General features: G+C 60.6%; 15 protein-coding genes. 9 read left to right on the top strand and 6 right to left on the bottom strand.

Annotated features, from left to right (window positions below; all coding sequences use genetic code 11):
• Window positions 1–7: 7 nt before the first annotated feature.
• On the bottom strand, window positions 8–625 hold the full coding sequence (gene rsmG / locus ABIB44_RS16570; protein ID WP_354585781.1) for a 16S rRNA (guanine(527)-N(7))-methyltransferase RsmG: 618 nt from the start codon (window positions 623–625) through the stop codon (window positions 8–10).
• 211 nt (window positions 626–836) lie between these two features.
• On the opposite strand from rsmG, the gene ABIB44_RS16565 reads away from it, so the two are divergent.
• Both ABIB44_RS16565 and ABIB44_RS16560 read left to right on the top strand, forming a co-directional pair.
• Complete coding sequence (locus ABIB44_RS16565; protein WP_354585780.1) at window positions 837–1,553, top strand: DUF2975 domain-containing protein; 717 nt, start codon at window positions 837–839, stop codon at window positions 1,551–1,553.
• Complete coding sequence (locus tag ABIB44_RS16560) at window positions 1,553–1,786, top strand: helix-turn-helix domain-containing protein (RefSeq protein WP_354585779.1); 234 nt, start codon at window positions 1,553–1,555, stop codon at window positions 1,784–1,786. Before ABIB44_RS16565 ends, ABIB44_RS16560 begins: the two co-directional genes overlap by 1 nt.
• 56 nt (window positions 1,787–1,842) lie before the next feature.
• On the opposite strand, the gene ABIB44_RS16555 is transcribed toward ABIB44_RS16560, so the two are convergent.
• A complete protein-coding gene (locus ABIB44_RS16555; RefSeq protein WP_354585778.1) occupies window positions 1,843–2,466 on the bottom strand; it encodes an RNA polymerase sigma factor in 624 nt (207 codons plus the stop codon).
• Window positions 2,457–3,563, bottom strand: a complete 1,107-nt coding sequence (locus ABIB44_RS16550; RefSeq protein WP_354585777.1) for a glycosyltransferase — start codon at window positions 3,561–3,563, stop codon at window positions 2,457–2,459. The genes ABIB44_RS16555 and ABIB44_RS16550 overlap by 10 nt, the downstream gene beginning before the upstream one ends.
• A 229-nt stretch (window positions 3,564–3,792) precedes the next feature.
• Here ABIB44_RS16550 and tgt point away from each other — a divergent pair, with 229 nt between their 5' ends.
• From tgt to ABIB44_RS16535, 3 genes are all read left to right on the top strand, one after another.
• Entirely contained in the window at window positions 3,793–4,923 is a 1,131-nt protein-coding gene (tgt, locus tag ABIB44_RS16545; RefSeq protein WP_354585776.1) for a tRNA guanosine(34) transglycosylase Tgt, read from the top strand.
• 89 nt (window positions 4,924–5,012) lie between these two features.
• Window positions 5,013–6,092: an LptF/LptG family permease gene (locus ABIB44_RS16540; protein ID WP_354585775.1), complete on the top strand. Its 1,080-nt coding sequence runs from the start codon at window positions 5,013–5,015 to the stop codon at window positions 6,090–6,092.
• 166 nt (window positions 6,093–6,258) lie between these two features.
• Window positions 6,259–7,173, top strand: a complete 915-nt coding sequence (locus ABIB44_RS16535; RefSeq protein WP_354585774.1) for a DMT family transporter — start codon at window positions 6,259–6,261, stop codon at window positions 7,171–7,173.
• Window positions 7,174–7,254: 81 nt separating this feature from the next.
• Here ABIB44_RS16535 and ispE read toward each other — a convergent pair whose 3' ends face one another.
• Window positions 7,255–8,076, bottom strand: a complete 822-nt coding sequence (ispE, locus tag ABIB44_RS16530; protein ID WP_354585773.1) for a 4-(cytidine 5'-diphospho)-2-C-methyl-D-erythritol kinase — start codon at window positions 8,074–8,076, stop codon at window positions 7,255–7,257.
• A gap of 199 nt (window positions 8,077–8,275) precedes the next feature.
• Between ispE and ABIB44_RS16525 the strand changes: the two genes are divergently transcribed.
• The 4 genes from ABIB44_RS16525 (at window position 8,276) to ABIB44_RS16510 (ending at window position 11,614) form a co-directional block, all read left to right on the top strand.
• Window positions 8,276–8,917 carry a sugar transferase gene (locus ABIB44_RS16525; RefSeq protein WP_354585772.1) on the top strand — a complete coding sequence of 214 codons (642 nt, stop codon included), beginning with the start codon at window positions 8,276–8,278 and terminating at the stop codon, window positions 8,915–8,917.
• An 8-nt stretch (window positions 8,918–8,925) separates the two neighbouring features.
• On the top strand, window positions 8,926–9,618 hold the full coding sequence (locus ABIB44_RS16520; protein ID WP_354585771.1) for an acetyltransferase: 693 nt from the start codon (window positions 8,926–8,928) through the stop codon (window positions 9,616–9,618).
• A gap of 121 nt (window positions 9,619–9,739) precedes the next feature.
• Window positions 9,740–10,909 (top strand): DegT/DnrJ/EryC1/StrS family aminotransferase, encoded by a 1,170-nt coding sequence (locus ABIB44_RS16515; RefSeq protein WP_354585770.1) that lies wholly within the window; start codon window positions 9,740–9,742, stop codon window positions 10,907–10,909.
• Window positions 10,910–11,029: 120 nt separating this feature from the next.
• Window positions 11,030–11,614 (top strand): hypothetical protein, encoded by a 585-nt coding sequence (locus ABIB44_RS16510; protein ID WP_354585769.1) that lies wholly within the window; start codon window positions 11,030–11,032, stop codon window positions 11,612–11,614.
• 83 nt (window positions 11,615–11,697) lie between these two features.
• Here the strand turns inward: ABIB44_RS16510 and ABIB44_RS16505 are convergent, their stop codons facing one another.
• Both ABIB44_RS16505 and ABIB44_RS16500 read right to left on the bottom strand, forming a co-directional pair.
• Entirely contained in the window at window positions 11,698–12,411 is a 714-nt protein-coding gene (locus ABIB44_RS16505) for a membrane-associated protein (protein WP_354585768.1), read from the bottom strand.
• 213 nt (window positions 12,412–12,624) lie between these two features.
• Entirely contained in the window at window positions 12,625–13,749 is a 1,125-nt protein-coding gene (locus tag ABIB44_RS16500; RefSeq protein ID WP_354585767.1) for a trans-sulfuration enzyme family protein, read from the bottom strand.
• Window positions 13,750–13,791 lie beyond the last annotated feature (42 nt).

Here is a 13,791-nt window from a genome sequence, read left to right as displayed (position 1 = left end):
ATGCCCCCTATTTTGCCGGCACGAAAACCACCTTCTTCGTTTCGAAGAATTCTTCCGGGTAGAAGTTGCTCAAGTCCGTCACCTTTGCTTTCAGGCCGGATTCTGCAATTTCCTCGGCCAGTTCGCCGCCTTTCAAATAATAAAGCCCGGCACCTGGCGCGCCCTGGGGCTTGAAGCGGTGGGCAATCCAGGGGTGGAAGGTGGCTAGGCGGGCCACGGCGCGGCTCACCACGTAGTCGTACTTGGCGCGGAGCTGCTCGGCGCGGGTTTGCTCGGCGGTCACGTTATCGAGGCCCAGGGCGGCGGCCATGAACTGCACGGCCCGGATTTTCTTGCCGATGCTGTCCACGAGGTGGAAATGAACTTCGGGGAACAGAATGGCCAGCGGCAGGCCGGGCAGGCCACCGCCGGTGCCCACGTCGAGCACGGTGCTGCCTTTGGCAAACTGAATCACTTTGGCAATCCCCAGCGAGTGCAGCACATGCCGCTCGGTGAAATTATCCATGTCGGGGCGCGACACGAGGTTAATAGCTTCGTTGGTGGCCCGAAACTCGGTTTCGAACTGCTGAAATAGCTGGAGCTGCTGCGAAGTGAGCTGGGGGAAGTGGTGCTGTAAAAGGTTCATGGGTGCAAAGGTGCACGGTACAGGTGCTTTGGCACACAAAGCCGGTGCCATATTCCCATGTATCTGGCGGCAATAAAAAAAGCAGAATATCAGAAATCAACAATACATTTCTATTGATAATCGATACAAATAAATTTATATTCAATAAATTTTTATTGTTTTTCAATAATTTATCAATTGCTTTGCAGCATTAATCACCCATTCCTTCCCGATGCGTCTTCTTCCTCTGGCTTCGCTATTGCGATTTAGTCGGCCCCTGGCCTTTATTTTCCTGCTTGGCGGTGGTTTAGCGGCCATGCTGCTGCTGGTTCGCACGGCGGTGGCCTTCGACAATCCCGCTTTACAACTCACGCTGGACACAACTACCCCGAACATGTTTTCGGCAATGCACGACATGCAGGCGGGTTGGTCCGACGGGTACAACTATCGGCCAGCGCGCACGACCCGGCAGCCACAATTAGCCGCCATAGCTACTTTCGAAGTAGTGGCCGACCCGCAGGCAACGTTGTTACGTTACTATGAGCCCAGCACGGGGCGGCGGCTGGCGCTGCTGTATCTCGGCGCTTCCAGTGACTACCAATCGCTGGCCTGGGTGGTGTTTTTTGGGGTGGGCAGTTGGCTGCTGTGGCAACTATTACTGGACGTGACCCCTACCACGCCGTTTACCTTTGCCAATGCCCAGCGGCTGCGCGGGCTGGGCCTGCTGGTGCTGGGACTCGATTTCGCGCAGGAAATGGCCTACCTAGCCGTGCGGGCACTGGTGCCGCCATTTCGGGCTGCGGGCCTGGCCGAGCCGCTTAGCCACTACGTGCGCCTCAGCACCGAAAACACCCTGCCGGGCTGGGAGGTTGGCCTGATACTGCTGATTATTGCGGCCGTGTACCAGCGCGGCGTCGAACTGAGCCGCGAGGCCGAACTTGTTATCTGATGCCCATCATTGTAAACCTCGACGTGATGCTGGCCCGTCGCAAGATGACGCTTAGCGCGCTGGCCGAGATGGTGGGCATCACCCTGGCCAACTTATCTATCCTGAAAAGCGGGCGTGCCAAGGCCGTGCGCTTCAGCACGCTGGCCGCTATTTGCCAGGCCCTCGACTGCCAACCCGCCGAAATTCTCGAACACCGGCCCGACCCACGCGACCTGCGCTCGGCGGACGAATAAAGCCCGTCCGTTCAATCCCTAAAAAAAGCCCCGACTCTCATCGGGGCTTTCTGATTCTAGATAATCTGCTTGGTGTGCTTCACCATGTCATAGAGCAACTCGCGGGCGCGGTGCAGCTGGGCTTTCACAGTGCCAAGCGGAGCTTTGAGCTCGGTGGCAATTTCCTCGTAGCTAAGCTCGTCGAAATAGCGTAGCGACACCAGGCGCTGATACTTATCGGGCAGGCGCGACACGACGTGGCGCATGATTTCAATTTTTTGGTTGCGCACGGCGTGTTCGGCCGGGTTCAGGTCGTTGTCGCGGAAATCGATGGTGATTTCGTCGCCGTTGTCAACCTTAATGGCCGAGTCAATCGACATGGTTTTGATTTTATTCTTGCGAATAAAATCGATGCAGTTGTTGGTAGCAATGCGGAACAACCAGGTGCTGAACGCATACTCGGGATTGAACTTGTGCAGATTGCGGAAGGCCTTGGCGAAGGCCTCAATGGTGAGGTCTTCGGCATCGTCCTGATTGCGCACCATCTTTAGCACCACGTGGTAAACGGGCTTTTTATAGATTTGCATCAGCTCGGCGTAGGCCTTTTCATCCCCGTGGTCCACGGCGGCGCGAATCAGCTTGAAGTCATGTTTAGCTTTAGCTGAAAACTGCTTTTGAATATCTTGGTTGTTTATTTCCATCGAAGAGTGCGGTTGAGGAAGAGCGAGATTCCCAGAGCCAGGTATTGAACAAAATAAACCACATCGAGCACTGGCAACAGCCCGACGTTTACGGGCTGGTCGAGGCGGTGGCTCAGCCGCGCATATACGGCGCTCACGAACAAGTTTCGCAGAACCCATATTACCGCCAAAGGTACCCAATTGTTTGGTGAAAAAACTAACACGACGGTAGCCAGATGGAACAACGTATTTGCTAGCACAAAGGTGCCGATTCGCAACCGGTCGGCCAACCGGTAGGCGCGGCCAGCAGATAAATGCCGGCGTTTCTGCCGCCACCAGGCGCGCCAGGTTTCGGCCGGCTCACTTAGGGTGTGGGAGCCGGAGTCGGCCACCACGGCCACGCGCTGGTGTTGGCGCACGGCATCCTGCACCAGCAGGTCATCATCGCCCGAAAGCTGCCGAATATGCGAGGCAAAACCCTTGGTGGCCGTGAAGCAGGCGCGGGTGTAGGCCAGGTTGCGGCCAACGCCCATGTAAGGCCAGCCGCGCCAGGCAAAGCTGAGGTACTGCGCGGCCGTGAGCAGGGTTTCGTAACGGATGAGCTGATTGAGGAAACCGGGCGCTTCGGCGTAGGCGGAGAATCCAAGGACGACATCAGCGCCGTCCTTGTGCGAAAAGCCGCGCTGCATCAGGCGCAGCCATTGGTTGGTAGCCGGAATGCAGTCGGCGTCGGTGAAAAGCAGGCGCGGGTAGCGGGTAGCCTTGATGCCGAGCGTGAGGGCGTATTTCTTGGGGGCGAAGCCGTCGGGGGTGCTGCCGATGGTGACGAGGCGCACGGTGCTGGGGTAGTACTGGGCCAGCTGCTGGGTGTAGAGATAAGTATCGTCGTGGCTGCGGTCGTCGATGAGGACGATTTCGAAGGCGGCGGGATAGTCCTGCTTGAGGAGCAGGGGCAACAGGCGGCGCAGGTTGTCGAGTTCGTTGCGGGCGCAGACGACGATGGACACCGGCTCCGCGTCGGGTCCGGGCGCATCGGCGGGCGCTTCGGGGACGCGCCGGGCGAAGGGCCAGAAGAAATACACCGCGTAGAACAGCTGCACCAGCACGCACGCCAACAAAAGCCAGAAAAACGGGGACGTGGGTACGAATGAAAGCAACAAAGCGGCGGGTACGAATGAGCCTGCAAAAGTACGGGGCGCGAAACGGGCGGGTTACCTTTGCACCGTCATGCTGAGCGCAGCGAAGCATCTTATCACGGCCGCGCCGATTGAGTTACTGCGAATCGTTCGCGGTTGATAAGGTCCTTCACTTCGCTGCGCTACGTTCAGGATGACAGTTCCAGACCGCATGACCTTCGACCTCCTCGCCCAAGACCCCGCCACCAAGGCCCGCGCCGGCCGCCTCGAAACGGCCCACGGCACCATCGAAACGCCCATTTTTATGCCTGTAGGCACGGCCGGCACCGTGAAAGCCGTGAGCCAGGCCACGCTGAAGGACGACGTGCAGGCTCAGATTATCCTCGGCAATACCTACCACCTTTACCTGCGCCCGGGCCTGGACGTGCTCCGTGCCGCTGGCGGGCTGCACCAGTTCAACGGCTGGGACCGGCCGATTCTGACGGACTCAGGCGGCTATCAGGTGTACTCGCTCTCGAACACCCGGAAGATTAAAGAAGAGGGCGTGAAGTTCCGCTCGCACATCGACGGCAGCCAGCATTTGTTCTCGCCCGAGGGTGTGATGGATATTCAGCGCGTGATTGGGGCCGACATTATCATGGCCTTCGATGAGTGCACGCCCTGGCCCTGCGAGTACGACTACGCCGCCCGCTCGCTCGACATGACCCACCGCTGGCTGAAGCGCTGCATCGAGCGTTTCGACCGTACCGAGGGTCTCTATGGCTACGAGCAGGCGCTGTTCCCGATTGTGCAGGGCAGCACTTTCAAGGACCTGCGCGTTAAATCCGCTGAGTTTATTGCCGAGCAGGGCCGCGCCGGCAACGCCATCGGTGGGCTGAGCGTGGGCGAGCCGGCTGAGCTGATGTACGAGATGACCGAGCTGGTCTGCGACATCCTGCCCAAAGACAAGCCCCGCTACCTGATGGGCGTGGGCACGCCGGCTAATATTCTCGAAAACATTGCCCTGGGCGTGGATATGTTCGACTGCGTGATGCCGACCCGCAACGCCCGCAACGGCATGCTGTTCACCACGCAGGGCATTATGAACGTGACCAATTTGAAGTTTGCCACCGATTTCACGCCCATCGACCCGGTGCTGGAGGGCGCGGCCAGCAACTTCTACACCCGCGCCTACGTGCGCCACCTCTTCCAGTGCCAGGAAATGCTGGGGCCGCAAATTGCCTCCGCCCACAACCTCACGTTTTATCTGTGGCTGGTGAAGGAAGCCCGCAAGGAAATCATCGCCGGCACGTTTGGCCCCTGGAAGGAGCGCATGGTGAAGCAGCTGATGACAAGATTATAAGGAGTGATGGTCAATGGTTAGTGGTTAATTTTTCCAAATAGCTACTCTTGTTAATTAACCATTTACCATTAAACACTAACCGTTATCCAATGAATATCCTCGACAAATACATCATTAAGAAATTTCTCGCCGCGTTCTTTTTCTCGGTGGCTATTCTGGTGACGGTGATTTGCGTGATTGATTTCACGGAGAAAAACGACGACTTTATTCAGCATAATTTATCGATGTCGAAAATTATTTTCGGCTATTATATTTTTCTATTTCCCTATTTTGCTAACCTGCTCTCGCCGATTACCATTTTTATCGCGGTGGTATTTGTGACGGCGCAGCTAGCGGCGCGCACCGAAATTGTCGCGATTCTGGCCAGTGGCGTGAGCTTTCGGCGGCTGATGATGCCGTATGCGGCCGGCGGCGCGGTGGTGGGGCTGCTGATATTCGGGCTGATTGGTTGGGTGCTGCCGCTGGGCAACAAATCGCGGGTGCAATTCGAGAAGGCGTATATTAAACTACCCTACCGATTTCAGGGGCGCAACGTGCACATTAAAATTGGGCCGCGCAGCTACGTGTATATGGAGAGCTACGATAATATCAATAATATCGGCTTCCATTTTGCGCTCGAAACCGTGGATAGCACCATCCTCAAGCGCCGCCTCACGGCCGATGCCATCAATTGGGATTCGACCAAGCACGTGTGGCACCTTTCGCCGCAGCTGGTGCGCACGTTTCGCGGGCCGCAGGACGAAACGCTGAAAACCGTGGCCGCCCGCGACACCACGCTGAACCTACTGCCCGCCGACTTCGCCAGCACCTACAAGCTGGCCGAAACCATGACGCTGCCGGAACTCAACCGCTATATCCGCACCAAAATCGAGCGCGGAGCCGACGACACCCAGATTTACCTCAGCGAGAAATACGAGCGGTATTCCTACCCGTTTGCCATCGTTATTCTTACGCTGATTGGGGTAATTCTCAGCGCCCGGAAGTCGCGGGCCGGCGTGGGTGGGCAAATTGCGCTGGGCTTCGTGCTGGCCTTTGTCTTCATCATTTTTGTGATGCTGAGCCGCAATCTGGCGCAGGTAGGCAGCCTTTCGCCCCTGGTGGCGGCCTGGGTGCCCAGCACGGTGTTTTCGATGATTGGGCTGGCGCTGTACCGCTTCGTGCCGAAATAATAGTAGAGCAGGAGGGTGCGGGGTAAGGGGATATGAGGGGTGAAAAGGAACCGCCGTTTCATTTCTGTCCCCCCACACCCTTACCTTCTTACCCCAGAAACCCATACCCGCCCACCCCCTTACCCTCCTCCCCTTGCTAAAAGACTACCTAAAGCTTCATTTTATTGTGCTCCTGTGGGGCTTCACGGCCATTCTGGGCAAGCTGCTGACGGTACTGCCGGTGGAGCTCGTGTTCTGGCGCACGCTACTGGCGGCCGCGGGCCTGGCGGTGCTACTGGTGGCCCGGCGGCTGCCGTGGCGCATTCCAATGGGGCAGCTATTGCGGCTGTTGGCGGTGGGCGCGCTGGTAGCAGCGCACTGGATAACGTTTTTTCTGGCGGCGCGCCTGTCGTCCGTCAGTGTGTGCCTGGCCGGGCTGGCTACGCTGGCGCTCTGGACTTCGCTGCTGGAGCCGTTGCTGTTGTGGCGCCGGGTGCGCGGCTACGAGGTAGGCCTGGGCCTGATTACGATGGTAGGCCTGTACCTCGTGAGCCAGGCTGAGCTCGACCAATTGCTGGGCCTGGGTGTGGCGGTACTGTCGGCGGGCCTATCGGCGCTGTTCAGCGTGCTGAACTCGAAACTGATTAAGCTGCACCCGCCGCTGCGGCTCACGTTTTACGAGATGGCAGGCGCGTGCTTAAGCATCGTGCTGTTCTTTCCGGTTTACAGCCATTATTTCACCGAGGGCCACGGGCTGCAGCTGGCCTGGCACGGCTCCGACTGGCTCTGGCTGAGCCTGCTGGCTGGCGTGTGCACCGTGTACGCCTTCTCCACTTCGGTGGAATTGATGAAGCGCCTCTCCCCTTTTGCCGTGAACCTGACCATCAACCTGGAGCCGGTGTATGGCATCTCGATGGCCGCCGCCATTTACTGGCTGCACACCAAAGGACTGCTGCACGCGCCGCAGTTTAACGGCGAGCGCATGAGCACGGGCTTTTACATTGGCACGCTGCTCATCGTACTCAGCGTGCTGATTCATCCGCTGGTGGCCCGGCTGATGAAAGATAAGGAGCCCGATTTGGAACCAGCTATGCCCGTTTGAGTTAAGAATTAGGAGTGAAGGGTTGGGAGTTGGTTTAGCAGACGCTGTTGATTCAACTCTTCACATTCAACTTTTAACTATTCATAGTAGCCCCTGCCACACCGTATATCCAATTGGCCATTCCAGTGCCGCCGGCTCCGCGCTTTCCCACAAGCCGTACACGGCCGAGCCCGAACCCGATAGGCTCGCATAGGTAGCACCGGCGTCATACAGCTGCTGCTTGATTTCGGCCAATACGGGGTGGCTGGGCGTGAGGGCCGTTTCGAAGTCGTTGCTAACGGTGTTGCGCCAGGTGCTCATTGGCTGCGTCAGCGCCTCGCGCAGCGGGTGCCGCGGTTGTTGCGGGCTGATGCGGGCGTAGGCTTCGGCCGTGCTGATGTGCAGGTTGGGGTACACCACCACGCAGCTAGTCCCTTTCAGATTCAATTCGATATCCTCGAACACGTCGCCTTTTTCAATGGCCAGCACGGGCTTGTTTTGGATGAAGAAAGCGCAATCGGAGCCTAGCCGACGGGCGTAGCCTTCCAGCGCTTCCGCCGTAAGGCTGAGGCCAAACAGGTCGTTGGCGGCCCGAAGGGTAAACGCCGCATCGGCCGAGCCGCCTCCCAGGCCAGCCCCAATGGGCACGATTTTATGCAGGTAGAGCTGCACCGGCGGCAGCTGCGGGAAGTCGGCCTGCAGCAGCTCGTAGGCCCGCACGCAGAGGTTGGTGGCCGGGTCGCCGGGGATGGGGCGGCCGGTGAGCAAGAGGCCGGTGGGCTGGCCAGCGGCGGCGGGCAGCATTTCGAGCGCATCGGTCCAGGGCAGGGGCACAAATACCGATTCGAGGGTATGGAAGCCGTCGGGCCGGCGCTGGGTAACGTAGAGGCCAAGGTTGAGCTTGGCGTTGGGGAAGACGAGCATGGATGCTTCGCTGAATGAAGAATGGAGAACAAGCAGCAAAAGAACGTCATGCCGAGCGCAGCCGAGGCATCTCGCGGGCAATCCACTATCGCAAACCCACCGATTTGGTTAGTGAGAGCACGCGCGATGCCTCGACTGCGGCTGCGCCTCCGCTCAGCATGACGTTCTTTTGTGACCGTATTATTGACCCATCTCTGCCTTGTCCGCTTCCGCTTCCTTCTACGCCCGCCACGGCAAGCGCCTGCTCGACCTGGCGCTGGCTACGCCGTTGCTGCTGCTCACGCTGCCGCTGCTGGCGGGCGCGGCGGTGCTGGCGGCGGTACAAAACCGGGGCCGCTGGCTGTTTCGGCAAGCGCGGCCAGGCTGGCATGGGCGGCTGTTCACGCTCTACAAGCTGCAAACCATGACTGAGGCCCACGATGCCCGCGGCCAGCCGCTGCCCGATGCGCAACGCCTGCCGCCGCTGGGCCGCTGGCTGCGCGCCACCTCGCTCGATGAGCTGCCCCAGCTCTGGAATATTGTGCGCGGCGACCTGAGCCTGGTGGGCCCCCGCCCGCTGCTGCCCGAGTACCTGCCGCTGTATTCGCCCGAGCAGGCCCGCCGCCATGCCGTGCGCCCCGGCCTCACCGGCTGGGCCCAGGTCAATGGCCGCAACGCCATCAGCTGGGAAGCAAAATTTGCTTTCGACGTGTGGTATGTTGACCATCTATCGCTGAAGCTGGACCTACGCATCCTGTGGCGCACTGCCGGGCGGGTACTGGGTGCGCGCGACATCAATGCGCCCGGTCAGGCCACGACTACTGCTTTTCGAGGTAGCCCACCGCCCCCCCTTTCTTCGTAAGCCTGCTCATGACTCAGCTCTTTTTCTCAGATTACGACGATAGCGAGCCCGCCGGTGCGCGGCCCCCGCTCGTCATCTTCGGCGCGGGCGGCCTCGGGCGCGAAGTGCTGCTGCTGGTGCAGCAGTTGAATGACGCTCGGCCCAGCTGGCAGGTGCGCGGCTTCTACGACGACCAAACACCGGCCACGCCCACCGTGGGCGGCCTACCCTACCTCGGCACCAGCGCCGCCCTCAACGCCACCCCCGAGCCGCTGGCCGTGGCCGTGGCGGTGGGCAGCCCGGCCGGGCGGGCGGCCGTAGTGGCCCGGCTCACGTCGGCGCAGCTTAGTTTTCCGAGTCTGGTGCATCCGGGCGTGGCGCTGCACCCGCGCCAGCGCCTCGCGCTGGGAGCCGGCTGCATTATTCAGCAAAGCTGCGTGCTCACCTGCGACATTGCCCTGGGCCGCTTCGTACTGCTGAACCTGGGCTGCACCGTGGGCCATGATGCCGAATTAGCCGATTTCTGCTCCCTCATGCCCCACGCCAACGTGGGCGGCGCGGCCCGGCTCGCCACTGGCGTGTACCTTGGCACGAATGCCACCGTGATTCAGGGGGTGCAGGTAGGCGAAAACACCATCGTCGGGGCCGGGGCCGTCGCCGTGCGCGACCTACCAGCCAACATCACGGCCGTGGGCGTACCGGCGAAGGCCATGACCAATTAACAGTGAGCAATGAATAATGCGTTGTGGGGCGTGGCACATAATCTGCCAACCCGCCCGCTACTCAACCCTGATTACCCATCCCTAATTGTTCATTGCTCATTGTTAATCGTTAATTGAATACATGCGTAGCCAGGATTACGACCGTCTTTACCTCTCTCCTCCCCATCTCGGCCGACACGAACTCAACTACGTGCACAAGGCCATTGAGGACAACTGGGTGGCCCCGGCCGGACCTAACATCAGCGGTTTCGAAGCCGACATCTGCGCGGCGGTGGGGATGCCCCATTGCGTGGCGCTGAACTCGGGTACGGCCGCCATTCACTTGGGGCTGATTTTGCTGGGCGTGGAGCCGGGCGATGAGGTGTTGTGCCCCTCGTTCACGTTCGTGGCCACGGCGAATCCGATTGTGTACCTGGGGGCCACGCCGGTGTTTGTGGACAGCGAGCCCGATACCTGGAATCTTTGCCCCGAACGCCTGCGCGAAGCCATCGTGGACCGAATTGCCAAGGGCAAAAAGCCCAAGGCCCTCATTATGGTGCACCTGTATGGCATGCCGGCTAAGCTACCCGAAATCCTGGCCTTGGCCAGGGAGTTCGACATTCCGGTGCTCGAAGATGCGGCCGAAGCGCTGGGCTCGGAGTGGGAGCAGCAGCCGCTGGGGGGGTTTGGCCGGGTAGGCGTGTTCTCGTTTAATGGCAACAAGATTCTGACCACCAGCGGCGGCGGCGCGCTAATGACCTACGACCGCGCCCTGGCCGAAAAAGCCCGCTTTCTGGCCACTCAGGCCAAGGACGATGCCCCCTACTACCAGCACTCGGAAGTGGGCTACAACTACCGCCTCAGCAACATCCTGGCCGGCATCGGGCGCGGGCAGATGGAGCTGCTGCCCGAGCGTGTGAAGCGCCGCCGCCAGATTTTCGACTGGTACCGCGAGCACCTCGCCGGCCTGCCCGGCATCACCGTCGCGCTGGCCCCCGAGCCCGCCGGCAGCCGCTCGAACCGCTGGCTCACCACCATTCTGCTGAACCCGGCCGACCCGGATGCCGACGCCCCGGCTGCCCCCTTTATCACGCCCGAAACCCTGCGCCAGCACCTCGAAACCCGCAACATCGAGAGCCGCCCGCTCTGGAAGCCGCTGCACCTGCAGCCCTTGTTTGCCGAAGCGCCCATGTACGGCGGCGCGGTCTGCGCCGACCTCTTCGCCCGGGGCCTGTGCCTACCCAGCGGCACGGCCATGACCGACGGCGACCTGCGCCGCGTGAAGGAGGCTTTGGCGGAGGCCTTGGGTTGAATCTGGAATATTCTGATGATTAGCACATTGCAAACTGGCCGCATTCTTGCCAGTATATGGGCACCCGGCAGCCATTTTAGGCTATTTTGCCGTTAAAGGCTTAGCCATTCGCTATTCGACATGAAAAACGTTCCCCTTTTTGCCCTGCTGCTGGCCCTGCCCCTGGCCGCCACCGCCCAAACCAAAACCACCACTACGGCTAAAACCAGCACTTCGCCGGCCGCCGCCAAGCCCGGCACCGAGCAGGTGACGGAGGTTACTGAAGACCTCGACCCGGCCACCGGCAAGGTCATCCGCCGCACCACGCGCACCACTACCGTGCCGGCTGGCACCGCCGCCCGTACGGGCACCACCATCATCAACCCCAGCACCAGCCCCACCGAAACCGTAGCCACCGGGGCGGCCAGCGACACGGCCGTTTCCAACTTCTTCCGCGAGCGCACCACCGTAGCCCGCCTCACCTCCCCGCAGCTGCTCGATGCCTACACCCGCTTCCTCGATAAGGTGCGGGAAGACCGCCGCGGCTGGTCGTCTGCCGACTGGGCCCGCGCCGCCACCGTGCTCAGCAGCCTCAACGGCCGCTACGAGCAGCTGCGCAGCACTTACACCCTCGACGACAAACTCACCATCCGGGGCGTACAGGGTGAGTTTCAGGCCCTGCGCACCGCCCGGCAGATTTCGGGACAGGTGTCGGATAAGCTCTAAAAGGGCTTTTCGCCCCGCTTCAATACCACAACACCCGACGCCACTAGCCTGGCGTCGGGTGTTGTGTTTTGGGCCCTAGCTCCTTAGCGCCTTATGCACCCGCCTACCGCCAGAATAATGGTTTCGGGAGCTGGCGAGTGGGCAATCCGGGGCTGCGGCGAGGCAGGCTGGGCAAACAACTGGCGCAGCAGCAGGTGCGAAGGCACATAAAACACCAGCAGCAGCCCCATCATCCAGGCCAGCAGATACAGGGGGGCGGGCAGCCAGGTTTGCGAATGGGCATCGTCAAAACCAAACACGTAGTTGATGTTGACTGGAATTTTGGGGTCGGCCAGCACGGTGCCGGCGACGGGCATCAAGAAGTAGGCCACCAGGCACAGGCTCCAGCCCAGGGCCGTCCAGGCCAGTAGCGCGCGGCGGTCGTAGCCCAGGCGCTTCACCAAAAAAACCAGTAGAAACGGCAACCAGCCGTGGAAGAACGACAGCCCACGCAGAAACAGCGAGCGGTTGGCGTCGAACATGTAGGCCGTCAGTCCCACCAGATGCACATGGAACAGCTCGCCCATAAAATCGGCGCACCACAATACCTGGGGTATCAGAATGCCAACGGCTGCCATCGAGGCCAGCAGAGCTTTTTCCGTCCAGAGCGCGATGAAGCTCAGCAGCAAGGCCACGTCGCAGAAATACAGAAAATTGGTGGGGCCGTAATCGCAGTAGTACACCGGCACCATCACGGCCAGAAAGGCACTAACAACCAATTTGAGAGCAAGCGGCAAACGGGGCGAAGCAGCATCCATAACAATTGATGGGGAAAGTGAAGTGGCTCGGGACCGGCGTTGTTGCCAGCTAGTAGAACCGTCACAAAGGAAGAGCGCCGTTTGCGCCTTCCAAACCCAAAAGCAGCTTACACCCGACCTTTCAAATCGCGCATTACTTCCACTCAATCACTAACCTTCAATACTTTAAACTCTACTAATTGGACTTTGAGCTAAAGTCAGCGAGAGCTAATCTCAAGCCAGCGCGTGGGCTAAATCGCCTAATAGTTCCTCCACCGGCTCGATGCCCACGCTCAGCCGCACCAGCCCGACGGTGATGCCCAGTTCGGCCCGCTGCGCATCGGTCAGGGCCCGGTGCGAAGTGTAGAGCGGGTGCGAACACGACGAATCGACGCCCGCCAGCGAAGGCGCAAACGGAAACCGCTGGCTGCGCTGCATGAAGCGGTTGACGACCGCCGCGTCATCCGGCAGCCGAAACGACAGCATCCCCCCGAAGCGCCCGCCGCCCTGGCTGGCTGCCAGCTGGTGCTGTGGGTGCGCGCCCAACCCGGGGTAATACACGGCCTGCACGGCCGGGTGCTTGGCCAGGAATTCGGCCACGGCCCAGGCATTTTCGCAGTGAGCAGCCACGCGCAGGCGCATGGTTTTCATGCCGCGCACGCTCAGCCAGCTTTCCATGGGGCTTAGGGTGAGGCCGAACACCACACCAATCTGGCGCAGGCGGGCCACGTCTTCGGGCGTGCGGGCCACCACGGCCCCGGCCGTTACGTCGGAATGGCCGGCCAGGTATTTGGTCACGCTGTGCAGCACGAGGTCGGCCCCGTAGCTCAGCGGCCGGGTTAGCACGGGGGTCGCAAACGTATTGTCGACCACCAGCTTCAGGCCGTGGCGGTGGCATTCGGTGGCGGCGGCGCGCAGGTCTACCACGCGCAGCAACGGGTTGCTCATGGTTTCGCACAGCAGCAGCCGCGTAGTGGCTTGCACGTAACCCGCCAAGTCGTAGAGGCTTTCAAATGGCACGTACGTTACCGCAATGCCCAGCCGCGCCAGCTCCAGGTTCAGCAGGGCCGCCGAGCCGCCGTAGATATCGGCCGCGCACAGCACATGGTCGCCGGCCTGGCAATACGTGAGCAGCGCCGCGAAAATAGCCGCCATGCCCGAACCCGTGGCCACGGCTCCCGCGCCGCCCTCCCATTGGGCCACGGCACTGGCCAGCTCGTCGGTGTTGGGGTTGCCGTTGCGCGAGTACAGGTAGCGGCTGCCCGGTTCGTCGAAATACTGCTGCACCGCGTCGAGGTCTTCAAACTTGAACACCGACGTTTGGTAGATAGGCGTGATTTTGGGCTGGATGTTGGGCATGATGGGAACGTGAGATAGCAAGGCGCAAAGGTATGGCCGGGC

Source organism: Hymenobacter sp. UYCo722 (genome assembly GCF_040547115.1).
In the GTDB taxonomy this organism is placed as follows: Bacteria; Bacteroidota; Bacteroidia; order Cytophagales; family Hymenobacteraceae; genus Hymenobacter.
Note: the sequence above shows the minus strand (reverse complement) of the source record. Positions and strands in the feature narration are given on the sequence as shown.

Coding starts and splice junctions, on each gene's coding strand:
- rsmG (WP_354585781.1), bottom strand. CDS start 625: ATGAACCTTTTACAGCACCACTTCCCCCAGCTCACTTCGCAGCAGCTC.
- ABIB44_RS16565 (WP_354585780.1), top strand. CDS start 837: ATGCGTCTTCTTCCTCTGGCTTCGCTATTGCGATTTAGTCGGCCCCTG.
- ABIB44_RS16560 (WP_354585779.1), top strand. CDS start 1,553: ATGCCCATCATTGTAAACCTCGACGTGATGCTGGCCCGTCGCAAGATG.
- ABIB44_RS16555 (WP_354585778.1), bottom strand. CDS start 2,466: ATGGAAATAAACAACCAAGATATTCAAAAGCAGTTTTCAGCTAAAGCT.
- tgt (WP_354585776.1), top strand. CDS start 3,793: ATGACCTTCGACCTCCTCGCCCAAGACCCCGCCACCAAGGCCCGCGCC.
- ABIB44_RS16540 (WP_354585775.1), top strand. CDS start 5,013: ATGAATATCCTCGACAAATACATCATTAAGAAATTTCTCGCCGCGTTC.
- ispE (WP_354585773.1), bottom strand. CDS start 8,076: ATGCTCGTCTTCCCCAACGCCAAGCTCAACCTTGGCCTCTACGTTACC.
- ABIB44_RS16520 (WP_354585771.1), top strand. CDS start 8,926: ATGACTCAGCTCTTTTTCTCAGATTACGACGATAGCGAGCCCGCCGGT.
- ABIB44_RS16515 (WP_354585770.1), top strand. CDS start 9,740: ATGCGTAGCCAGGATTACGACCGTCTTTACCTCTCTCCTCCCCATCTC.
- ABIB44_RS16510 (WP_354585769.1), top strand. CDS start 11,030: ATGAAAAACGTTCCCCTTTTTGCCCTGCTGCTGGCCCTGCCCCTGGCC.
- ABIB44_RS16505 (WP_354585768.1), bottom strand. CDS start 12,411: ATGGATGCTGCTTCGCCCCGTTTGCCGCTTGCTCTCAAATTGGTTGTT.
- ABIB44_RS16500 (WP_354585767.1), bottom strand. CDS start 13,749: ATGCCCAACATCCAGCCCAAAATCACGCCTATCTACCAAACGTCGGTG.